The sequence below is a fragment of the Pseudomonas baltica genome, from assembly GCF_031880315.1.
GTDB lineage: Bacteria > Pseudomonadota > Gammaproteobacteria > Pseudomonadales > Pseudomonadaceae > Aquipseudomonas.
The window spans coordinates 747,717-769,394 of sequence record NZ_CP134771.1 but is presented as its reverse complement, the minus strand read 5'-3'; the positions used below and the strand labels follow the sequence as shown (position 1 = coordinate 769,394).

18 protein-coding genes are annotated in these 21,678 nt (G+C 64.5%); 10 read left to right on the top strand and 8 right to left on the bottom strand.

The window, feature by feature from the left end; all coding sequences use genetic code 11:
• Positions 1-46: 46 nt before the first annotated feature.
• Complete coding sequence (locus tag REH34_RS03400) at positions 47-1,153, bottom strand: sigma-54 interaction domain-containing protein (RefSeq protein WP_409373239.1); 1,107 nt, start codon at positions 1,151-1,153, stop codon at positions 47-49.
• Between the two features lie 2 nt (positions 1,154-1,155).
• Positions 1,156-2,343: an acyl-CoA dehydrogenase family protein gene (locus REH34_RS03395; protein ID WP_311970758.1), complete on the bottom strand. Its 1,188-nt coding sequence runs from the start codon at positions 2,341-2,343 to the stop codon at positions 1,156-1,158.
• Between the two features lie 229 nt (positions 2,344-2,572).
• Between REH34_RS03395 and selD the strand changes: the two genes are divergently transcribed.
• Together selD and mnmH are read left to right on the top strand one after the other, a co-directional pair.
• Complete coding sequence (gene selD, locus REH34_RS03390) at positions 2,573-3,607, top strand: selenide, water dikinase SelD (protein ID WP_226504829.1); 1,035 nt, start codon at positions 2,573-2,575, stop codon at positions 3,605-3,607.
• A complete protein-coding gene (gene mnmH / locus REH34_RS03385; protein WP_311970757.1) occupies positions 3,607-4,707 on the top strand; it encodes a tRNA 2-selenouridine(34) synthase MnmH in 1,101 nt (366 codons plus the stop codon). The genes selD and mnmH overlap by 1 nt, the downstream gene beginning before the upstream one ends.
• A gap of 26 nt (positions 4,708-4,733) precedes the next feature.
• Here the strand turns inward: mnmH and REH34_RS03380 are convergent, their stop codons facing one another.
• The 5 genes from REH34_RS03380 to ehuB form a co-directional block, all read right to left on the bottom strand.
• A complete protein-coding gene (locus tag REH34_RS03380) occupies positions 4,734-5,789 on the bottom strand; it encodes a permease (protein ID WP_311970756.1) in 1,056 nt (351 codons plus the stop codon).
• Between the two features lie 76 nt (positions 5,790-5,865).
• Positions 5,866-6,657 (bottom strand): amino acid ABC transporter ATP-binding protein, encoded by a 792-nt coding sequence (locus REH34_RS03375; protein WP_311970755.1) that lies wholly within the window; start codon positions 6,655-6,657, stop codon positions 5,866-5,868.
• The gene (ehuD, locus tag REH34_RS03370; protein ID WP_311970754.1) at positions 6,650-7,300 is read right to left on the bottom strand and encodes an ectoine/hydroxyectoine ABC transporter permease subunit EhuD; all 651 of its coding nucleotides are present in this window, start codon (positions 7,298-7,300) and stop codon (positions 6,650-6,652) included. The genes REH34_RS03375 and ehuD overlap by 8 nt, the downstream gene beginning before the upstream one ends.
• Positions 7,297-7,977 (bottom strand): ectoine/hydroxyectoine ABC transporter permease subunit EhuC, encoded by a 681-nt coding sequence (gene ehuC / locus REH34_RS03365; protein ID WP_226504824.1) that lies wholly within the window; start codon positions 7,975-7,977, stop codon positions 7,297-7,299. The genes ehuD and ehuC overlap by 4 nt, the downstream gene beginning before the upstream one ends.
• A 138-nt stretch (positions 7,978-8,115) precedes the next feature.
• Positions 8,116-8,988, bottom strand: a complete 873-nt coding sequence (gene ehuB, locus REH34_RS03360; RefSeq protein WP_226504823.1) for an ectoine/hydroxyectoine ABC transporter substrate-binding protein EhuB — start codon at positions 8,986-8,988, stop codon at positions 8,116-8,118.
• A gap of 501 nt (positions 8,989-9,489) precedes the next feature.
• Here ehuB and REH34_RS03355 point away from each other — a divergent pair.
• The 8 genes from REH34_RS03355 to REH34_RS03320 are packed head-to-tail and all read left to right on the top strand — an operon-like array spanning position 9,490 to position 20,147.
• Complete coding sequence (locus tag REH34_RS03355; protein WP_226504822.1) at positions 9,490-10,317, top strand: class II aldolase/adducin family protein; 828 nt, start codon at positions 9,490-9,492, stop codon at positions 10,315-10,317.
• Positions 10,318-10,326: 9 nt separating this feature from the next.
• On the top strand, positions 10,327-11,295 hold the full coding sequence (locus REH34_RS03350) for an ABC transporter substrate-binding protein (RefSeq protein WP_226504821.1): 969 nt from the start codon (positions 10,327-10,329) through the stop codon (positions 11,293-11,295).
• A gap of 6 nt (positions 11,296-11,301) precedes the next feature.
• Positions 11,302-13,758 carry a TonB-dependent receptor gene (locus REH34_RS03345; protein WP_311970753.1) on the top strand — a complete coding sequence of 819 codons (2,457 nt, stop codon included), beginning with the start codon at positions 11,302-11,304 and terminating at the stop codon, positions 13,756-13,758.
• Between the two features lie 12 nt (positions 13,759-13,770).
• Positions 13,771-15,135, top strand: a complete 1,365-nt coding sequence (locus REH34_RS03340; protein WP_311970752.1) for an LLM class flavin-dependent oxidoreductase — start codon at positions 13,771-13,773, stop codon at positions 15,133-15,135.
• The gene (locus REH34_RS03335; protein ID WP_311970751.1) at positions 15,132-16,727 is read left to right on the top strand and encodes an ABC transporter substrate-binding protein; all 1,596 of its coding nucleotides are present in this window, start codon (positions 15,132-15,134) and stop codon (positions 16,725-16,727) included. Before REH34_RS03340 ends, REH34_RS03335 begins: the two co-directional genes overlap by 4 nt.
• The gene (locus REH34_RS03330; protein WP_226504817.1) at positions 16,724-17,710 is read left to right on the top strand and encodes an ABC transporter permease; all 987 of its coding nucleotides are present in this window, start codon (positions 16,724-16,726) and stop codon (positions 17,708-17,710) included. Before REH34_RS03335 ends, REH34_RS03330 begins: the two co-directional genes overlap by 4 nt.
• On the top strand, positions 17,707-18,519 hold the full coding sequence (locus REH34_RS03325; protein WP_226504816.1) for an ABC transporter permease: 813 nt from the start codon (positions 17,707-17,709) through the stop codon (positions 18,517-18,519). Before REH34_RS03330 ends, REH34_RS03325 begins: the two co-directional genes overlap by 4 nt.
• On the top strand, positions 18,516-20,147 hold the full coding sequence (locus tag REH34_RS03320; protein WP_226504815.1) for an ABC transporter ATP-binding protein: 1,632 nt from the start codon (positions 18,516-18,518) through the stop codon (positions 20,145-20,147). Before REH34_RS03325 ends, REH34_RS03320 begins: the two co-directional genes overlap by 4 nt.
• A gap of 156 nt (positions 20,148-20,303) precedes the next feature.
• On the opposite strand, the gene gudD is transcribed toward REH34_RS03320, so the two are convergent.
• Positions 20,304-21,656 (bottom strand): glucarate dehydratase, encoded by a 1,353-nt coding sequence (gudD, locus tag REH34_RS03315; protein ID WP_311970749.1) that lies wholly within the window; start codon positions 21,654-21,656, stop codon positions 20,304-20,306.
• Between the last annotated feature and the right edge of the window lie 22 nt (positions 21,657-21,678).

Sequence of the window (21,678 nt, the reverse complement as noted above, 5' to 3'; positions counted from 1 at the left end):
CTCGGGGTGACAGGGCTTCTAAAGTGACAGGCCTGGGGCCGAGCCTTCAGATTGACAGATTGAGCATGCGCTCGCCCTGCACGTTTTCGGTCGGGCGGCGCTTGTTGACCGCCAGTTCGCCAATCTTGATCAGCCGTGTACGGGTCACGTTGCGGCTCAGGCCAAGCATATTGGCGGTGTGCACCTGGTTGTAATGGCAGAAGCGATAGGCCGCGCGCAGCAGGGTATCTTCGACTTTCTCATGGAGGGCGCCGGCCTGTTCTTCGAACAACTTCTTGAACGCCCGCTCCAGCAAGGCTTTGGCCGAGTCATCGCTGGGTGCAGTGTCTTCGTGGCGTTCGATGCGCAGGCTCGACAGGCGCAAGTCGTCGCACTGGATCAGCCCCTCGCGGCACACCAACAAGGTGTGGTGAATGACGTTTTCCAGCTCGCGGATATTGCCCGGCCAGCTGTAGCTGGTGAGCTTGCGCTCGGCATCCGGTGTCAGGCGTATCTCGCCATAGCCGAGCCGTGCGCTGTAGGCGGCGATGAAGTGGCGAATCAGCGGCAGGATATCGCCGGGCCGTTCGCGCAACGGGCTGAGCTCCAGGTTGACGACGTCCAGGCGATAGAACAGGTCCTCGCGAAAGTGCCCGGCGTTGATGGCTTTTTCCAGCTGCACATTGGTCGCCGCCAGCACCCGGACATCGATGGGGATGCTCTTGCGCGAGCCCAGTCGCACCACTTCGCGCTCTTGCAGCACGCGCAGCAGCTTGACCTGGATGCCCATGGGCAGGTCGCCGATTTCATCGAGGAACAGGGTGCCGCCGTTGGCCTCTTCGAACCAGCCGGCCTTGGCACTCAGGGCGCCGGTGAAGGCGCCTTTCTCGTGGCCGAACAGCTCGGCCTCCACCAGCGATTCCGAGAACGCCCCGCAGTTGACCGCCACGAACGGCCGATTGCGCCGCGCGCTCAAGTTGTGGATGTGACGGGCGACCAGTTCTTTGCCGGTCCCGGTCTGGCCGATGATCAGTACGCTGGCTTCGCTGGGCGCGACCTTTTCCAGGTGCGCGAGCAAGGCCTTGGATTTCGGGTCCTCGAACACCTGTGCAGTGGCGCGGATGGAGGTCGCCAAGGCGGGCGAGGGCGGTAAGGTCAGAAGCTGCATGGGCATCCCTATGAGTAGAACGTGGGCGTGGGCAGGTTCTGGTTCAATGCCCAGTCACCCAATTCGTGAAGTTTGTAGTCCAGCGGGTCGTGCAGGCTTTGGGTGCGCAGGTTGCGCCAGTGGCGGTCGAGGCCCACGGATGCATGGGTCGAGCGGGCGCCGGTGACTTCAAACACCTTGCTGCACAGCTCGAGGCCGTGGCGCTGGGCGGCGACCTTGGCGGTGGCGATGGTCACCGCCAGTTGCCCGCGCTCGTCGGCGCTCAGCCTGGCGCCCTTGGCCCAGGCCTGGTCCAGGCGCTGCGCGGCCAGCTCGACCAGCAGCCGGGCACTCTCCAGACTGACCCAGAAATCGCCGAAGTGCGCCAGGACGTATGGGTCCTGGCCGCTGTTCGAGGCGCCCGACTTGAACCACGGGCGGGTCTCGGTGAGGGTGTACTGGCGCGCTTCAGCGAACGCGCCCTGGGCGATGCCGAGGAAGATATTGGCGAAGTGCAGTTGCGCGATCAGGGGCCGCAGGCAGGCGAACGGGGTGCTCAGCGGGCCGGGATCGAGGAGCAGGTCGGATTCCTCGACGCGCACTCGTTCGAAGGTGGCGCTGCCGCTTTCGGTCTGGCGTTGGCCCATGTTCTGCCAGTCGTCGTGCACGGTGATGCCGGTGCGCGCGGTGGGGATCGCGCCGATCAACAATTTGCCGCCCGCGCTTTCATCCACCGCCGAGGCGACGAGCATTTGCGAGTCGCTGGCGCCGGAACAAAAACTCTTCTTGCCCGAGAATTCCCGCCAGCCGCCGAAGGTGCGCACCGTGGTGCGGGTGTCCAATGGATTGAGGGCGTTGCCCCAGAACCAGTTCTTGCGGGCGGTGAGTTCAAACCACGGCTGCCACTGCTCGGCGCTGCCGAACAGGCGCACGGTGGCCAGCATCAGGTGATGAAAGCCGAACACATGGGCAATCGAGCTATCGACCCGGGCGAATTCGCGGACCACCTCGAAGGTGTCGCTCCAGCTTGCGCCCAGGCCGCCGAACTGGCGCGGAATGCTCAGGGCCAGCAGGCCGCTCTCGCGCAGGGCATCGCGTTCGGCTTTGGGGGTGCCGCCACGCTCGTCACGCTCAACGGCGGTGCGGGCGAACTCGGTGGCCAGCTCCCGCGCGGTGTGCAGTGGGCAATGGCGGGCGTCTTGCAAAGAAGCAGTCATGCTCAGGGACCTCGATCTGTCTGCAGGCTGATGAGCTGTTCGCCCGGCAACAGTTGCTGGGCGGATAGTTGCAACGATGCGCTGATCATATTTGACATAAAGGCTCTAACAGAAATAACCAAATCGCATGTGCATAGCTCTATTGCTCCGCTGGCCCCTGTCGCGGCCCGCACGTGGGCCTCGCGCGCTCTGGTAGACTGCTGCCCCTTCACAGACACAAGGGCATCCCATGAGCGAACCCGTCCGCTTGACCCAGTACAGCCACGGCGCCGGCTGCGGCTGCAAGATCTCGCCTCAGGTGCTGGAAGTGATCCTTGCCGGCAGCGGCGCACAAAACCTCGACCCGCGCCTGTGGGTGGGCAACGCTTCGCGTGATGACGCGGCGGTGTATGCCATCGATGAAGAGCGCGGCGTGGTCTCGACCACCGACTTCTTCATGCCGATCGTCGACGACCCTTACGATTTCGGGCGCATTGCCGCCACCAACGCGATCAGCGACATCTACGCCATGGGCGGCGATCCGATCATGGCCATCGCCATTCTCGGCTGGCCGGTCAACCTGCTCGCACCGGAGATCGCCCGCGAAGTGATTCGCGGTGGCCGCGCGGTGTGCGATGCCGCCGGCATCCCCCTGGCGGGCGGGCACTCGATCGATGCCCCGGAGCCGATCTTCGGCCTGGCGGTCACCGGCCTGGTAGAAAAGCGCTTCATGAAGCGCAACGACACCGCCACCCTTGGCTGCACACTGTACCTGACCAAGCCTCTGGGCATCGGCATCCTCACCACCGCCGAGAAAAAGGGCCTGCTGCGTGACGCCGACATCGGCCTGGCGCGCGACCAGATGTGCACCCTCAACACGCCCGGCAGCCGCTTCGGCAAACTGGCCGGAGTCACGGCGATGACCGACGTCACCGGTTTCGGCCTGCTCGGCCACCTGGTGGAAATGGCCGACGGCAGCCAGCTGACCGCCCGCTTGCAGGCCGATGCCGTACCGCGTCTGGCCAGCGTCGATCACTACCTGGAGCAAGGCTGCATACCAGGCGGCACGCTGCGCAACTTCGACAGCTACGGTGGGCGTATTGGCCCATTGACCGAGTGGCAAAAGCACCTGCTCTGCGATCCGCAGACCAGCGGTGGCCTGCTCGTAGCGGTGACGCCAGAAGGCCAGGCGCAGTTCCTGCAGACCGCCACCGAGCTGGGCCTGGACCTGCAACCGATCGGCACCCTGGTCGAGCGACAGACACACGCCGTCGAGGTGTTCTGATGCGCGACAACAGCGCCGATCTGCGGCATATCTTCTTGAACGACATCCCGCTGATGGATGTTCGCGCGCCGGTGGAATTCGCCAAGGGCGCCTTCAGCCAGTCGCGCAACCTGCCGCTGATGAACGACGCCGAGCGCGAGGCCGTCGGCACCGCCTACAAGCAACAGGGGCAGCAGGCCGCCATCGAGTTGGGGCACCGGTTGGTGTCCGGCGCGACCCAGCAGGCACGTATCGAGGCCTGGGTCGAGTTCGTCCAGCGTCAGCCCGAGGGCTATCTGTATTGCTTTCGCGGCGGCCTGCGCTCGCAGATCACTCAGCAGTGGCTCAAGGATGTCGCCGGTATCCCGTACCCGCGGGTGCTGGGTGGTTACAAGGCAATGCGCACCTTTTTGCTCGACACGGTCGAAGACGCGGCGCAGTCATGTGAGCTGGTGCTCGTCGGCGGCTTGACCGGGTCTGGCAAGACCGAGGTACTGGTCGAGTTGAACAACAGCCTCGACCTCGAAGGCCACGCCAACCATCGCGGCTCCAGTTTCGGCAAACGGGTCAGCGGTCAGCCCGCGCAGATCGATTTCGAAAACGCCCTGGCAGTGGACATCCTCAAAAAGCGCCACCGCGGTGCGGAGTTCCTGGTGCTGGAGGATGAAGGGCGCGCCATCGGCAGCCGCGCCGTGCCGTTGTCGCTGTTCCGGCAGATGCAAGCCGCGCCGATGGTGTGGCTGCAGGACAGCGTCGAGCGGCGGGTCGAGCGGATTCTCAAGGATTACGTGATCGACCTGTGCGCCGAGTTCGTCGCCGCCAATGGCGTGGAGCAGGGTTTCAACGCCTTCGCCGAACGCCTGCGCCAGAGCCTGGCAAGCAACCTCAAACGCCTGGGCGGCGAGCGTTACCAGCGCCTGGCGGCGATCATGGACGATGCCCTGGCGGTACAACTGGCCGGTGGGCAGGTGGACGCTCATCGGCAGTGGATCGAAGTGCTGCTCAACGAGTACTACGACCCGATGTACGCCTATCAGCGCGACAGCAAGGCCAAGCGCATCGAGTTTGCCGGTGATCACGCGGCGGTCAGAGCGTACCTGCAACAGCGCCGCCGTGCCTGAACTCGGCGGCGTTTCAAGCCCAAAAGTCAGAGCAACAGCGCACCGGCGGCGCCGCTGACGATGCCCACCAGCATGGTCAGCAACGCCACGGCCACCAGCACCTGGCGGTCGAAGGATTTACGCAGCATCAACAGCGACGGCAGGCTGACACTGGGCAGCGTCATCAACAGTGCCACGGCGGGTGCAGTCCCCAGGCCCAGGCCCATGAGGGTCTGCACGATGGGGATTTCCGCCGCCGTGGGAATCACGAACAGCGTGCCGACGATCGCCAGCGGCACCAGCCACAGCCAGCCGTTGCCCATGGCGCCATCCACGTGGGGGAACAGCCAGACGCGCGCCGCGCCGAGAATCAGCACCGCCACCACGTAAATCGGGATGGTGGTCCAGAACAGCTGCCACAGCGTGCGCATCCAGCGCGTCAGCAGGCTGCCGGTGTCGACATTGCTGGCCACTTCAACCGCCTCCACCGCCGCATCCGGCAAGGCCTCTGGCCGCGAGATGCGCTGCGCAAACAACGCTACGCCCAGCACCAACGCCACACCGGCCACCAGGCGCAAGGCAGTGAACTGCCAGCCGAGCACGAAGCCCATGAAAATCAGCGTGGCAGGGTTGAGCACCGGATTGGCGATCCAGAACGCCAGGGCCGCGCCCACCGATACGTTCTGCCGGCGCAGCCCGGCCGCCACCGGCGCTGCGCAGCAACTGCACATCATGCCCGGCAGGGCGAACAGGCCACCGCGTAGCGTCGAGCCGAAGCCGGCCTTGCCGAACGCCCGCAGGAGCCAGTCCCGGGGGATCAGCACCTGCACCAGCGACCCGAGGATCACCGCCAGCACGGCGGCTTTCCAAATGGCCAGAAAATACACCTGGGCATAGGCGAGGGCGGCACTCAGCGGCGAATCTGGGTGATCGTTGATGATCGAGCCACCGATGCTGTGGCTGTCGGCCGCGACGAACGACTTGAGGTAATACGGCGACCACTTCACGTAGTACAGGCCGATCACGGCCACCAGCACGAACAGCGCCGGCTTGCACCAGAATGTCCAGGGGCGTGTGGAAGAGGGGAGTGACTGACTTGTCATGATGAAATCCGCAGCGTGGGCAAACGGCGATGATACGCGATCGCTGCCCAGGCCGCAGTGCCTTACGGCTGGGCAGTCAGCGCTGCTCGACACGATTCAAGAAGCGCCGGGTCCTTTCGTCTGCAGGCTCGACCAGAATCTCGCGGGCGCTGCCGTCGGCCAGGATTCTGCCGCCTTCCATGAACAGCACCCGGTCGGCGATTTCCTCGGCGAACTTCATCTCATGGGTGACCAGCAACAGCGTGGTGTTTTGTGCGTGGGCGATGGCACGGATCACGGCCAGCACTTCGCCCACCAGCTCCGGGTCCAGCGCGGAGGTTACCTCGTCGAACAACATCACTTGCGGACGCATGGCCAGCGCGCGCGCAATAGCGACACGCTGCTGCTGACCGCCGGACAACTGGCCGGGGTAGGCCGCCGCCTTGTGCTGCAGGCCTACCAAGCCGAGGTATTCATGGGCGCGCTGCTGCGCCTCTTCCTGGCTGAGTTTCAACACCCGCAGGGGTGCTTCTGTGATGTTTTCCTCCACGGTCAGGTGCGGGAACAGGTTGAACTGCTGAAACACCATGCCGACCCGATGCACCACCGGGGCTCTGGCCGACCACGGCCAGCGCCAGCCTGAACGCACGGCGGGCACTGCGGCACCGGCCACTTCGATGCTGCCTTGCTGATAGGTTTCCAGGCCCTTGATCAGGCGCAGCACCGTAGACTTGCCGGAGCCGCTGGGGCCGATCAGGGCGACCTTCTGGCCCTGGGGAATGCTCAGGTCGAGGTGATCGATGACCCGGGTCTTGCCGAAGTCCTTGACCACCTGCTTCAACAGGATCTGTGCCGGTGCCCCAGGGAGGCCGTGTGCGAGATCAGACATGACGGCGCCTTTCGAGAAATTTGAACAGCAGGGAAGTGGGCAGGCTGATCGCCAGGAACATCAACGCCATGACCGTGTAGGGCTCGTTGTAGCGATAGGTCATGCCGGCGATCTGCTTGGTTGCCTGGAACAGCTCGGGGATGGTGATGACCGCCAGCAGGGGCGTTTCCTTGAACATGCCGATCAGGTAATTGCCGAGGATGGGCAGCATCGGTTTCAGTGCCTGGGGCAGGATGATCCGCTGCCAGGTCGTGGCCGTGTCAAAATCCAGGGCCCGTGCCGCTTCCCATTGCCCGGCGGGCACTCCTTCGATGGCGCCGCGGTAGGCTTCGGCGATATACGCGCCGTAATAGAGGCCCAGCCCGATCACCCCCGTGGAGATCGGCGGCAGGGTGATACCGATCAACGGAAACGCGAAAAACAGCACGTACAGCTGCACCATCAAGGGCGTGTGGCGAAAGAAGCTCAGGTAGGCGCCGCTCAGCCGCTGCAGCCATACGCTTTTCGAGCGCTGAACGATCGCCAGCACCAGCCCCACCACCACAGCCAGCAAAAATCCCAGCACCACGACTTGCAAGGTGACGAGCAGACCCTGAAGCAAATCCGGCAGGATCGACCAGGCAAAGGTGTAATCGAAATTCATGGCGGCGACTCCTGACGCCAGGCGGTCATGTGCCGCTCATAGCGGCGTACCAGCCAGCTCAATGGCCAGGCCATGAGGAAATAACAGACCAGCACGATGCACCAGATCAAGGTTTGCTGGCCCAGCGTGGTAATCAACTGCGCGCCGGAAAAGGTCAGGTCGCTCAGGCTGATCAGCGACACCAGCGAGGTGGTCTTGAGCAGCTCGACCAGTTGATTGCCCATGGGCGGCAACATGAAGGGCAGGGCCTGGGGCAGGATGATCCGCCGCAGCGCCGTGAATGAATCGAAGTCCAGGGCGCGCACCGCGTCGCGCTGGCCACGGCTGACGTTGGCCAGTGCCGAGCGCACGATTTCCGAACCATAGGCCGAGAAGGTCAGGCCCAGGCCGATGACCCCGGTGGTCATCGGCGACAGCCTGATGCCGAATAGCGGAAGAATGAAGAACAGATAAAACAGCAATACCAACGCCGAAATACCGCGCAGGATTTCGACGTACACCGTGGCCAGCCACCGGAGCGCTCGCCAGGGCGACAGGCGCATCAGGGCAATGATGAACGACATCACCACCACGACGATCTGCGCCAGCAAGGTGATTTTCAGGGTCAACAGCGCGCCCGACGCCAACTGCCGGGCAATGAAGCCGGCAGTGTCTAGAACAGCAGGATCAAAAACCATCACATCAGCTCCAGGCCCGCCAGTGTTGGGTGGGTGAAGGTCAGCATTCATTCGCCTGAAAAGCCGGTTTCATCCCGGCTTGGCGTGTACAGGGCAGGCATCGAGAGGTCTCGTTGTGCATCCGAGGTCACTGCCGCGTCAGAGGCTGCAGCGCTGCTCGGCGGTCACGCTGGTGTCCGGCAGTTCGTTCTCGGTGTAGCCGTATTTCTGCAGGATCTTCAGCAGCTCGCCCGAAGCGCGCAGCTTGGCCAGTTGCTCGTTGAAGGCAGCGGTGAATGCAGGGTCGTTTTTCGGCAGGCCGTAGGCGTGGTAATTCCAGGTGGGTTTGCCTTGGGCGTCGGGGATCTGTTCATACGGCAGCGCCCTCTCGATGGTCGGGCTGTTGGCCTTTTTCACCAGGCTGATGATCTCGGCGTCCGGAAAGTACACCACGTCGACGCGGTCGGCCTGCAGGGCGGCCAGGGCCTCGGTGTCCTTGTCGAACAGCACCACATTGGCGCTGGCGATACCGCTGTCCTTGGCTTCCTGTACCTGATTGCTGCCAGGCTGGGTGGCCAGTCGCGCTTTGCCGTTGGCGGCGACGTCCTTGAGGCTGTGCAGCTTCAGCGGATTGCCGGCCTTGACGATAAACGCACCGCCGGAGCGGGTGACCGGGTTGGAGTAACCGATGACCTTGCAGCGCGACGGATTGATGAACAGCCCGGCGCCGATCAGGTCGAAGCGCCCGGCCGCGAGCCCAGGGACCAGTGAGCCGAAGTCGGTGATCGGCGTTTCAATCTTGTTGATGCCCAGCGGCGCCAGCACGGCTTTCAATATCTCGACGTTGGCGCCGGTGGCCTTGCCGTCGGTGCCGATGTAGGCATAGGGCTGCTCGTTGGCGATACCGGCGGTGAGGCCGTCGGCCCGACCCTTTTCCAGCAGCCCTGCCAGTGCGGGGAACGAGCACAGAGCGCTCAACAGCAAGGCTGAGCCGAATACAGCGGGCAGCGATAAAACTTTGCGGGCATTCATGAAGGAGGCTCCAAGACAAATAGTGAAGCGCGTTCCCTGCGAAGTTCATCGTCGACTGTGCAGCACCCTGTCGATCCGCACCGCTCTGTACAATCGCTAGGGCATAGGGACACAGCGCTATAAAGGAGTGGCGATTCCAAGCATATGGTTCTAAAGGATTACTTCTAAATACCCTTTATGCATAACCTTATAGCCGGATATGACGTTTAAAAGCACAGGTTCTCTAGCGGTATTCAGGATAAGCGACCGTTATCGAAAGCACGGCAGCGCAGGTTTTATGCTGGTAACGCTACCATTCGACCTCGAAGGGAGAAGATGCAATCTACGCATCATTTGCACGGTTTATAATCAGATCTGTTAATTATCAGCTTATGCATTAAAAGAATTTTACACGGCGTTTTTATACAAATATTGTCGTGTCCGGCTTATTACAAAGCCAGGCACCCCGACCCCCACACGGAGGAGGATAACCATCCCCCTTCTATCTGTGAGGGCCTGTTCATGAGCCACCGTTTCCCCCAGAGCATCTACACGCTGCCGTCCGACAACCATCGTCTGACCCTGCACAGCATTCCTCGTCATAGCGATCCCCTGCAAGAGCGCCAGCACCGCAAGGAGCGGCTGGCGGCGTCCTATCGGCTGTTCGCCCGCTACGGTTTCGAAGTTGGCGTGGCCGGCCACTTTACCGCCCGCGATCCGCTGGAGCCGGACCACTACTGGATCAATCCGCTGGGCGTGCCGTTCTCGCAGATATCCGTGTCGCACCTGCTGCGGGTCAATGGTCACGGGCAGGTGGTGGAGGGTGACGGCGTGCTCAACACCAGCGCTCTGGAGTTGCACTACGATCTGCAGCGCGCACGGCCCGAGGTCGTCGGCATCGCCCATCTGCATGGTTTTCATGGGCGGGTGTGGTCGTCGCTGGGGCGCCTGTTCGACCCCATCACGGCGGAGTCCGCGGCCTTCCACAACGACCAGGTGCTGTTCCCTCGTCATCAACTGCGCAATGCCGAAGGCGGGCTTGAGCAAGACCGCGACACGGTCAGCCGGGCCTTCGTCGAACACTTCGCCGACAACAGCCTGTTGATCTGGCAGAACCATGGCCTGTGGACGGTCGGCGAGTCGGTGGAAAGCGCCGCCTGGCGTTTCATCATTGCCGATGACACCGCCCGCGCCCATCTGCTGGCCCACGCAGCGGGCGCGCCGGTGATTCCGGCATTGGACCATCCGCCAGCAGAGAGCAACAAGGCGCGCCACGAGTTTTTTGGCTGGCTGAATTTCTTGCCGCTGTGGGACCGCATCCGCGTCGAAGAACCCGACCTCCTGGACTGAGGACACGCCATGCAGCACTTCTCACGACGCCGCTTGCTCGGCGTCGGTGCCACCCTGTGCGCGGGCGGCTGGCTAGGCGCCCCGGCGTTGCAGGCCGCCGAACCCCCGCTGCGGGTGTGGCGCTACAAGGGCCTGGCCGCGTCGTTTCTCGACCTCGCCGGCCAGGACCAGACGCCTTACCCGGTACAGTGGGTCGACACGGCCGGAGGCAACATCGTGCTCGAAGCCTTGCGCAGCGGCGACCTCGACTACGCCTACATGAGCGAGATACCGCCGGTGTTCGCTCAGGCGGCAGGCTCGCCGCTGGCGCTGATCGCCTCGTTCGAGGGGGACGCCAACGACACCGCCGTGGTGGTCAAGCGTCAGTCCGCCATCCACCAGGTGGCCGACCTCAAGGGCAAGAGCATCAGCTACGTGCGGGCCACCAACAATCATTTCTTCCTGCTCGACCTGCTACAGAAAAACAGCCTGACGCTGCAAGACATCACCCCGGTGCCGATGCCCATGCAGGACGCCCTCACGGCGTTTCGCAGCGGCCACATAGATGCTGTGGTGGTGGGCGGTATCAGTGCCTTGCAGGCCGAGTCCGGCATGGAGGGACGCTTGCTGCCCGACACCCGTCGCTATGGCTCGAGCAATTACCTGATCGCGACCACGGCCCAGGCGCTCGATGACGCGGGACGAAGGGCACGCATCGGCGACTTTCTGCTGCGCGAACGGGCCACTTGGGACTGGGTGCAACAGCACCCGCAAGCCTGGGCTGCGCGTAGCCAGGCACTGACTGGGATCGATCAGGCGCTGTACCTGCAACAGGCCGAACGGCGCAGCCGACCAGGGCGCCTGGTGGCCTTCAACGACACCGCCGTGAACACCCAGCAGCAGGTCGCCGATACATTTTTCAACAGCGGCTTGCTGCCCCGCCCGGTGGATGTCCGCCCACTGTGGCGCAACGATTTCTCTTCCCTTTTGAATGGTTGAATCGACATGAAGCTGATCGCCAATGCTGTCTCGCTGCGTCTTGCCCCCTTGCTGCTGGCCGGCTTCGCCCTGCAACCGGCCTTTGCCGACAGCACCGACACCGACGACACCCTCGGCACCGTTATCGTCACCGGTTCGCGCGGCAGCGAAGCGCGCACCGTCACCAGCAGCCCCGCGCCCATCGACGTCATCAGTGGTGCGCAGCTGCAGCAGGCCGGTGGTGGCAGCCTGCGCGCTGCGCTGTCGAAAGCCTTGCCGTCGTTCCAGCAGCGCCCGTCCGGATCGTCCAACGACAGCATCGCGCGGCCCTATAGCCTGCGCGGCCTCAACGGCTCCAACGTGCTGGTGCTGGTCAACGGCAAGCGCCGCCACAACAGTGCGGTGATCAACCTCGACTCCACCGCCGCCTACGGCACCAATCCGGTGGATCTGGACATGATCCCGGTGAGCGCCATCGATCACATCGAAGTGCTGCGCGACGGTGCCTCGGCGCAATACGGCTCGGACGCCATCGCCGGGGTGATCAACATCATCCTCAAGCAGAACGATCACGGCGGCACGGCCAGCACCTCGTATGGCCAATACTACAAGGGCGATGGCGGCACCCTTCGCCAGACGCTCAACAACGGCTTCGCGCTGCCCAACGATGGCTTCTTCAACCTGTCGCTGGATGCCAAGTCGCAGCAGACCGCCACCCGCTCGCGCGCCGCCACCGGGGCGTTCTACTACCCCCAGGCCGACGGCTCGCCCGACCCGCGTGAGGCCACGGTCGACCACGACGTGCAGAAAAACGGCCTGCCGAAAATCAAGGACATCAAGGTCGGCTATAACGCCGAACTGCCGCTGCAGGATGACGTCAGCCTGTACTCGTTCTCGACCTACAGCCACCGCGAAGCCAAGGGCGGGCAGAACTACCGCCGGCCCAACTCCACCAATATCATTCCGGCGATCTACCCGGACGGCACGGCGCCGTTCTACACCCTGGACGAAGACGACTACCAGGCCGCGGCAGGGGCCAAGGGGCTGGCCGGCGAATGGCACTGGGACCTGAGCTCGACCTTCGGCCGCGACGTCGGCCACTCCGGCGCCGACGAAACCCTCAACGCCTCGCTGGGGCCCAGCAGCCCGACTCACTTCGACACCTATACCAGCACCTTCGATCAGTGGACCAACAACCTCGATATTACCCGCGCTTTCGAGGTCGGCCTGAGCAAGCCCCTGCAACTGTCTGCCGGCCTGGAGCACCGCCATGAGCGCTACAAGACCGAATCCGATGATGCGTTGGCCTACCTCAACGGCGGCTATATCTACCCCAGCGGCCCCCTGGCCGGCAGGCCCGCTGCCGTAGGCGCCCAGGGCGCGATTACCCTGACCCCGGAAGACGCCGGCCAGGCCAGCCGCAACAGCTACGCCAGCTATGTGGACCTGGGCCTGAACCCCACCGAGAAGTTCTACGTCGGCGTGGCCGGGCGTTTCGAGCATTACGATGACGACTCGGGCAACACCGCCAGCGGCAAGCTATCGCTGCGCTACGACCTGACCTCGACTTTCGCCCTGCGCGGTACCCTGAGCAACGGCTTTCGCGCGCCATCGCTGTCGCAGTCGGTATATGCGCAAACCTCCAACCAGTACACCTTGGTCAATGGCGTGGCGCAGTTCGTCGAGGCCAAATCGGTGCGGGTCGATTCGCCCTTGGCGCAAGCGCTCGGCGCCGAGTCGTTGAAACCGGAGAAATCCCGCAACCTCAGCCTGGGCTTCACCTGGCAGCCCCTGCCAGCCGCCAGTGTGACCCTGGACGCCTACCAGATCGAGATCAAGGATCGCATCGCCCAGACCGGCTTTCTTTCTGGCGCCGGGGTCAATCAGGTGCTGGTCGCCAATGGCTTCAAGCCGGGCTACCAGATCAAGTACTTCACCAACGCCGCCGACACCACCACCCGCGGCATCGACCTGGTCACCGACTATCGCGTCGATTACGGCGCCTATGGGGCGGTCAAATATGGCGTGGCCTTCAACTACAACAAGACCCAGCTGGACGACATCAAGTCGACCCCTGCGGCGCTCACTGCGGCCGGCAGCAACCTGCAGTTGTTCGACCGGGTTGCCCAGGGCTACCTGACCGTCGCCAACCCCAAGACCAAGTTGATTTTCAGCAGCAACTGGAAGATCGACCGCTTCACCGTCAACGCCGCACTCACCCGTTACGACAAGGTCACCGCCCGCGACGCCAACCCCGACTACGACGTGACCTACGGCGCCAAGTGGCTGACCGATCTGGAAGTCGCCTACGCCGTGACCCACGACTTTGAGGTGGCGGTGGGCGCCAACAACCTGTTCGACGTGCGCGCCGACAACAACGGCTACCCGGCGGGCGACATCAACGGCTTCCCGCGCTTTGGCAGTATTTCGCCTTTCGACCCCTACGGCGGCTTCTGGTACACGCGCCTGAGCTACAACTTCTGACAAGGATTGGCCATGAGTACCTCGCACAAGCAGATCATCCTCGGCGCGTTCATCCCCAGCGCCGGTATCACCGGTTCGAGCTGGCGCCATCCTTCCGCCCAGCCGAACGCTTTTCAGGACTTCGAGCATTTTCGCCAGTTGGCCGACACCCTCGAAAAAGCCCGCTTTCACGCCTTGTTTTTCAATGACACGGTCAATATCGAGCCCGACCTGGAGCTGATCGCCAACGGCCCCAACAGCGTGCGCTGGGACCCGCTGGTGCTGCTCCCGGCATTGGCGCTGACCACCCGCCATATCGGCCTGATCGCCACGGCGAGCACCACCTACAACGAGCCGTACAACATCGCCCGCAAGCTGGCCTCGATCGATCACCTGAGTGGCGGTCGGGTCGGTTGGAACCTGGTGACGTCGCTGGGCGGCGGCGAAAACTTCAACCGCGACGCCCATGTGCTGCACGCCGACCGTTACGAGCGCGCCGAAGAGTTCTACGACGTGGTGACCGGTCTCTGGGACAGCTGGGAAGACGACGCCTTCGTGCAGGACAAGGCCAGCGGACGCTGGGCAGACACCGACAAACTGCACGTGCTCGACCATCACGGCAAGCACTTCCAGGTCCGTGGACCACTCAATGCTTCGCGCTCGGCGCAGGGTTACCCGGTGATCGCCCAAGCCGGCTCTTCGGATTCGGGCAGGGCACTGGCGGCGCGGGCCGGGGAGCTGATCTTCACTGCGCAGCACACCATCGAGCAGGGCGTGGCATTCTATCAGGAGATCAAGCAACGCGCCGCCGCGCTGGGGCGCGATCCCGAGCACTTGAAGGTCCTGCCTGGGGTGTCCACCGTGGTCGGCCGTACCCAGGCCGAGGCCGAAGACAAATACGAACAGTTGCAGGCGCTGCTCGAACCCAAAGCGTTCTTGCGCTCGATTTCGCGCTTCGCCAGCCTGGGCTTCGATCTGTCGCAGTTGCCCTTCGATTCGGTGGTTCCGCTGCCGCCCGAGCAGTTCGACACCAACACCCACAAGAGCCGGCAGAAACTGGTGTTCGACCTGATTCGTCGCGAACGGCCCACCGTGCGCCAGCTGTTCAACAAGCTCACGGCGGGCGGGCATCGGATCCTGATCGGCACCCCGCAGAGTATCGCCGATGACTTCCAGGCGTGGTTCGAGGCCGGTGCTGCGGACGGTTTCAATGTGATGTTCTCCGGCCTGCAACAGGGCATCAGCGATTTCGCCGAACAGGTGGTACCGGAGTTGCAGTGCCGCGGGGTGTTCCGGCGCGAGTATCAGGGCACCACCCTGCGGGAAAACCTCGGTTTGCCGCGCATCCCCAATCGGCATGCCGGCCGGCGCGCTGCGGCCCGTGGGGTGTCGGTATGAGCCAGCGTGTATTTTTACCCGTGGTGGCGCTCGCCAGTGCCATGGTCGTGTTGCTGGCCGCCTGCGGGCCGCAAGCCGATGCCCCGGCCAAGGTGGCAAATGTCGCGCCCCAGGTCGGCGGCACGCTGCGTGTCGCGCTGGACGGTGACCCGCAGTGTGTCGACCCCCAGCAGGCGGGCAACAACACGGCGTTGAACGTCGGCCGGCAACTGGTCGATTCCCTCACGGATCAGGACCCGAAAACCGGCACCATTGTGCCGTGGCTGGCGGAGCGCTGGGAAATCTCCGATGACTCTCGTCAATTCACTTTTCATCTGCGCGACGGGGTGACCTTCAGCGACGGCAGCCCGCTGAATGCCGAGGCGGTCAAGGCCAACCTTGAAGGCATCGTCGCCCTTGGCGCTCGTTCGATACTGGGCGGTACCTACCTGGCCGGCCTGGAGCAGATCCAGACGCCAGACCCCCATACCGTGGTGGTGCGCTTCAAACAATCCAACGCGCAGTTCCTGCAAGCGACTTCGACCATGAGCCTGGGGCTGCTGGCGCCGAGCACCGTGGCGCTGGCGCCGGCCGATCGTTGCCAGGGCCAATTGATCGGCTCCGGGCCGTTCACCTTGAAGGCTTTCGTGCACAACCAGGCGGTGTCGCTGCAGGCGCGCAAGGACTACGCCTGGCCGTCGAGCCTGGCCGCTCACCCAGGCCGCGCCTGGCTGGATAACCTGGAGTTTACTATCATCGCCGAGTCCGGTGTGCGCCTGGGCAGCCTCGCGTCCGGGCAGATCGACGTCAACACGGCGGTATCGCCGCAGGATGAAGGCAGTATCGAGCAGCAGGGCCTCAAGCTCCTGACACGGGCCAATCCGGGGGTGGTGTATGTGCTGGTGCTTAACGAAACCTCGCCGCTGTTCACCGATGGCCGGGTGCGCCAGGCGCTGAACAAGGCCATCAATCGTGCGGATTTCCAGCCGATCATCTCGCGCTATCAACGCCCGGCCACGGCGCTGCTGGCCAGCAGCACGCCGTATTACCGTGACTTGTCACCGTTGCTCAAGGCCGACCCCGGCGCCGCGCGGAACTTGCTCGAGCAAGCCGGCTGGCTGCCCGGCGCCGACGGTATCCGGCAGAAGAACGGCCAGCGCCTGTCGTTCAAACTGACGTACTGGCAGACCGTGCCGATTCTGGAGCTGGTCCAGCAACAGTTTCGCGAAGTGGGTGTGGAGCTCCAGCTCAACAAGACCACCATCAGCCAGGTCACCGCCATTCAGGCGAGCGGCGACTATGGCGCTCGGTTTCTCAACCTCACGCGTGCCGACCCCGATGTGTTGCGCACGGTGTTCCAGGCCCCCGGCTATAATGTCAGCAAACGCGAGCCTGGCCCGGTGGACGAGCGCCTCGCCCAATCGGCGGCGACCCTGGACGCCAAACAGCGCCAGGCATTGATCGATGATGCCAGCCAGCAGTTGATCGAGGGCGGGCACGCCCTGGCACTGATCGAGCTGGCGACGGTGATCGCTCGCGGGCCCAAGGTACACGGCCTGCATTACGAAGCATCGTCACGCTTGCAGTTCTATGACACCTGGGTGCAACCATGAGCCAGGCCCTGACCTTGACCCGCGCGCGCATTCCCATCGGTGCGCTGCTGGTGCGCGCGCTGGCACGCGTGGGCCAGGCCGCGCTGGTGCTGTGGGCGGCCTTCACTTTGTCGTTCCTGATCCTCTACGCGCTGCCCAGCGACCCGGTGAGCATCATGCTCAACCAGAGCGGCGAACAGAATGCGGTGGACGCGCAGCAGGTGGCGGCACTGCGTGCCGAATATCATCTGGACCAGCCCTTGGCCACGCAATACACCATCGCCCTGGGCCGGGCGCTGCAGCTCGACCTGGGCCGTTCGATACAGACTGGCCAGCCAGTGGTGCCGGCGTTGTGGCAAGCCTTGCCGGCCACTGCGGCGCTGAGCATCGTGGCGCTGGGTTTGTCGCTGCTGGCCGGTGTCAGCCTGGCACTGGCGGCCACGTTGAGTCGCTGGCGCTGGTTGCGCGATGCGTTGCTGGGCTTGCCGGCGGTTGCGGTTTCGCTGCCGACGTTCTGGCTGGGGCTGCTGCTGTTGCAGTGGTTGTCGTTCGGCTGGCACTGGTTTCCGGCCATGGGCAATCGCGGTTGGGCCTCTTTGGTGTTGCCCGCGCTGACGCTGGCGATCCCGACCTCGGCCGTCATCGCTCAAGTGCTGGCGCGGTCTTTGGCGGCGGTGGGCCGTCAACCCTTCATCGATGTGCTACGCGCCAAGGGCCTTGGACGAATTCAGGTGGTGCTGCGCCATAGCCTGCACAACGCGCTGGTACCGGTGCTGAGTCTGTCGGGGGTGATCGTCGGTAATCTGCTGGCCGGCTCGGTGGTCACCGAGACGGTGTTTTCCCGCGAGGGCATTGGGCGTCTCGCCCAGGCCGCCGTCAGCGTTCAGGACATTCCCATGGTGCAGGGCGTGGTGTTACTGGCAGCGCTGATTTTCGTCAGCGTCAACCTGTTGGTCGACGCCTTGTATCCCTTGCTTGATCCGCGCCTGGGCGGTGCCCGATGAACCTGTGGCGGCGTCGGCCGCTGTTGCCATTGGGCTTGATCGTGCTGGCGCTGGCGATCGGCTGGGCACTGTGGCCGGATCTGTTCGCCCAGCAGGACCCTCTGTTGGGCGTGCCGGCCCATGCCTTGCAGGCCCCCGGCGCCGCGCATTGGTTCGGCACCGATCAACTGGGCCGCGACCTGTACAGCCGCACTGTGCACGGTGCCGGGCTGTCGCTGCGCGCGACCCTGCTGGCGGTGTTGATCGCGTTGCTGTGCGGCATCGTCCTGGGCGTGCTGGCCGGATTCTTCGGCGGTTGGGTCGATGGCTTGCTGATGCGCATCGTCGAAGTGTTGATGGCCATCCCGACCCTATTGCTGGCCATGGCGGTGATTACCGTGCTGGGCTTCGGCACGGTCAATATCGCCTTGGCGGTGGGGTTGTCGTCGGTGGCCACGTTTGCCCGGCTGGTGCGCGGCGAGGTCATGCGTTGGCAGGCCAGCACCTTCGTCGAGGCAGCGCATGCCTGCGGCGTCGGGCCCTGGACGGTGATTGCCCGGCACATCCTGCCCCACGCCACCGGGCCGGTGCTGGCCTTGGCGGCACTGGAATTCGGTAGCGCGGTACTGGCGGTGTCGGCCCTGAGTTTCCTCGGCTTCGGCGCGCCGCCGCCGCAACCGGAATGGGGTTTGCTGGTGTCGGAGGGGCGCAACTATCTGCTCGCGGCTTGGTGGTACACCAGCCTGCCCGGGCTGGTCGTGGCCTGCACGGTGGTGGCTGCCAACCAGTTGGGGCGCGCGCTGCAACAGTACAACGAGGTAAGACCATGAGTGCCGACAACGTTTTGCAGGTCCAGGACTTGAGCATCGATTACCACACTCACGCCGGCCCTGTGCCCGGCATCAGTGAGGTCAGTTTCACGGTGGCGGCAGGCGAGGTGCTGGCCATCGTCGGTGCGTCCGGCTCGGGCAAATCCACCACTGCCTCGGCGCTGATCGGTTTGCTTGCCGACAACGCACGGCTGACGGGCGGGCGGCTGATCATGGCGGGCCATGACCTGACCGACGCCAGCGAGGCACTCTGGAAAACCCTGCGCGGGCGCACCGTAGGTTTCGTGCCCCAGGACCCGGGCCAGTCGCTGGACCCGGTCAAGCGCATCGGCGAGCAACTGATCGAAGCCATGACCGTGCACGGTGTACCCCGTCGCCTGGCCCGCGAGCGCTGCGTCGAGCTACTCACGCGTGTCGGCCTGGCGCAGGCGCATCGTTTGCAGCGGCGCTATCCGCATCAGCTGTCGGGCGGCATGCGCCAGCGCGTGCTGATCGCCATGGCCGTGGCCAACGATCCGCCGCTGATCATCGCCGACGAACCCACCAGCGCCCTGGATGCCGAGGTGCAGCGCCAGGTGCTCGATTGCCTGCAACAGCTGGCCCGCGAGCGCAACAGCGCGGTGGTGCTGATCACCCATGACCTGGGCGTGGCGCTGGAGCGCGCTGATCATCTGATCGTGATGCAGGGTGGTCGCGTCGTCGAGGCCGGGCCGGCCAGGCAGGTGTTCACCGCGCCGCGGCAGGTCTATACCCGCGCGTTGCTGGAAGCCGCCCCCGCCCGCCAGGTGCTGGTGGCCCGGCAAAGCGTGCGCCATGACGCCCCGGTGATCCTGCGGGCGAGCGGGCTGGTCAAGTCGTTCTCGAGCTGGTTCAACCCGCAACCCGCAGCTGTCGACGACGTCTCGTTCACCATCGCCAAGGGCAGTACCACCAGCCTGGTGGGGCAGTCCGGATCGGGCAAGTCGACCACCGCCAGGCTGCTGCTGGGGCTCGAACGTGCTGACCACGGCCAGGTGCATTTTGCCGGCGAGGAGGTGACCACCTTCAACCGGCGGCAATGGCAAGCCCTGCGCCGACGCATTCAGGTGGTGTATCAGAACCCCTATGCCTCGTTGAATCCGCGCCTCACTCTGGCGCAGATCATCAGCGAGCCGCTGCACGCGTTCGGTATCGGTGATCGCGCCACGCAACGGGCGCGTGCCGCCAGCCTGCTCGAACAGGTCCACCTGCCGACGCAGCTACTCGATACTCGCCCGGCGCAGCTGTCCGGCGGCCAGCGCCAGCGTGTAGCGATTGCCCGCGCCCTGGCGCTGGAGCCGGAGCTGATCGTGCTCGATGAGCCCCTGTCGGCACTGGATGCCTTGGTGCAGGCGCAGATCGTTGCCTTGCTGGACGAACTGCAACAGCGTCTGGGCCTCAGCTATCTGTTCATTTCCCATGATTTGGCGACCGTGCGGCGGTTGTCCGATCAGGTGGTGGTGATGCGCGCTGGCAAGGTGGTGGAGCAGGGGCCCTGCCAGCAGTTGTTCGAGCAGCCGGCACATGCCTACACGCGCCAGTTGCTGGGCAGTATTCCCGGCGCCGGGCTGCTGGAAGGCGGGCAACTGCTGGCGCAGTCCTGCGCCTAGACCGGCGGGCAACGTATCGCCGGGCGCTGCTGGTCGCTGCGGCTCACTTGCGGCCAGCTTCATTACGGTGCCCTGGTGGAAATCACCGCTGTCGCTGAACGCGTGAAGCTTGTTGGATAATGGCCGCGGCAGCTGCCGTGGCCATCCTCGATCGAGTCAACGTACCAGGCAAGGCGCCTTGTTATCGAAGCGCCAACCCGGAATCAGGAACTGCATGGCCACGCTGTCATCCCGCGCGCCCAGGCCCATGCCCTTGTACAACTCGTGAGCCTTGGCCACGGCATCCATGTCGATGTCCACGCCCAGGCCCGGCTTGGCCGGCACCTTGACCAAGCCGTCGACAATCTGCAGCGGGGCCTTGGTCAGGCGCTGGCCGTCCTGCCAGATCCAGTGGGTGTCGATCGCGGTGATCTCGCCCGGTGCGGCGGCGGCCACCTGGGTGAACATCGCCAGCGAAATGTCGAAGTGGTTGTTGGAGTGCGAGCCCCAGGTCAGGCCCCATTCGTGGCACATCTGCGCGACCCGTACCGAGCCCTGCATGGTCCAGAAGTGTGGGTCGGCCAGCGGGATATCCACCGATTGCAGCTGGATGGCGTGGCCCATTTCGCGCCAGTCGGTGGCGATCATGTTGGTGGCGGTCGGCAGGCCGGTGGCGCGGCGGAATTCGGCCATGACTTCACGGCCCGAGTAGCCGTTTTCGGCGCCGCACGGGTCTTCGGCATAGGCCAGCACGTGATGTTGGTCGCGGCACAGGCTGATGGCTTCTTTGAGGGACCAGGCGCCGTTGGGGTCGAGGGTGATGCGCGCATCCGGGAAGCGCTCGGCCAGGGCGGTGACCGCTTCGATTTCCTCGGCGCCCCGCAGCACGCCGCCTTTGAGTTTGAAGTCGTTGAAGCCATACCTGGCTTTCGCGGCTTCGGCCAGGCGCACCACGGCCTCGGGGGTCATGGCTTGCTCGTGACGCAGGCGCAACCAGTCGTCGCTGGCGTCGGCTTCGTTGCGGTAGGCCAGGTCGGTGGCGTTGCGGTCGCCGATGTAGAACAGGTAGCCGAGCATCTTCACCGCATCGCGCTGCTGGCCTTCGCCGAGCAGGGCGGCGACCGGGACTTCGAGGAACTGGCCGAGCAGGTCGAGCAAGGCGGCTTCCATGGCGGTGACGGCGTGGATGGTGATGCGCAGGTCGAAGGTCTGCAGGCCGCGACCGCCGGAGTCGCGAGCGGCGAAGGTGCTGCGCATCTGGTTGAGGATGCGCTGGTACTGGCCGATGGGCTGGCCGACCACCAGGCTGCGGGCGTCTTCGAGGGTCTCGCGGATGCGCTCGCCGCCGGGGACTTCGCCGACGCCGGTGTTACCGGCGCTGTCCTTGAGAATCACGATGTTGCGGGTGAAGAACGGGCCATGGGCGCCGCTGAGGTTCATCAGCATGCTGTCGTGGCCGGCTACAGGGATGACCTGCAGGCTGGTGACGACGGGAGCTTTGCTGGCGTGGTACTGGAGTTCTGTATTCATGGTGTCGGGTCCTTGTTCATGC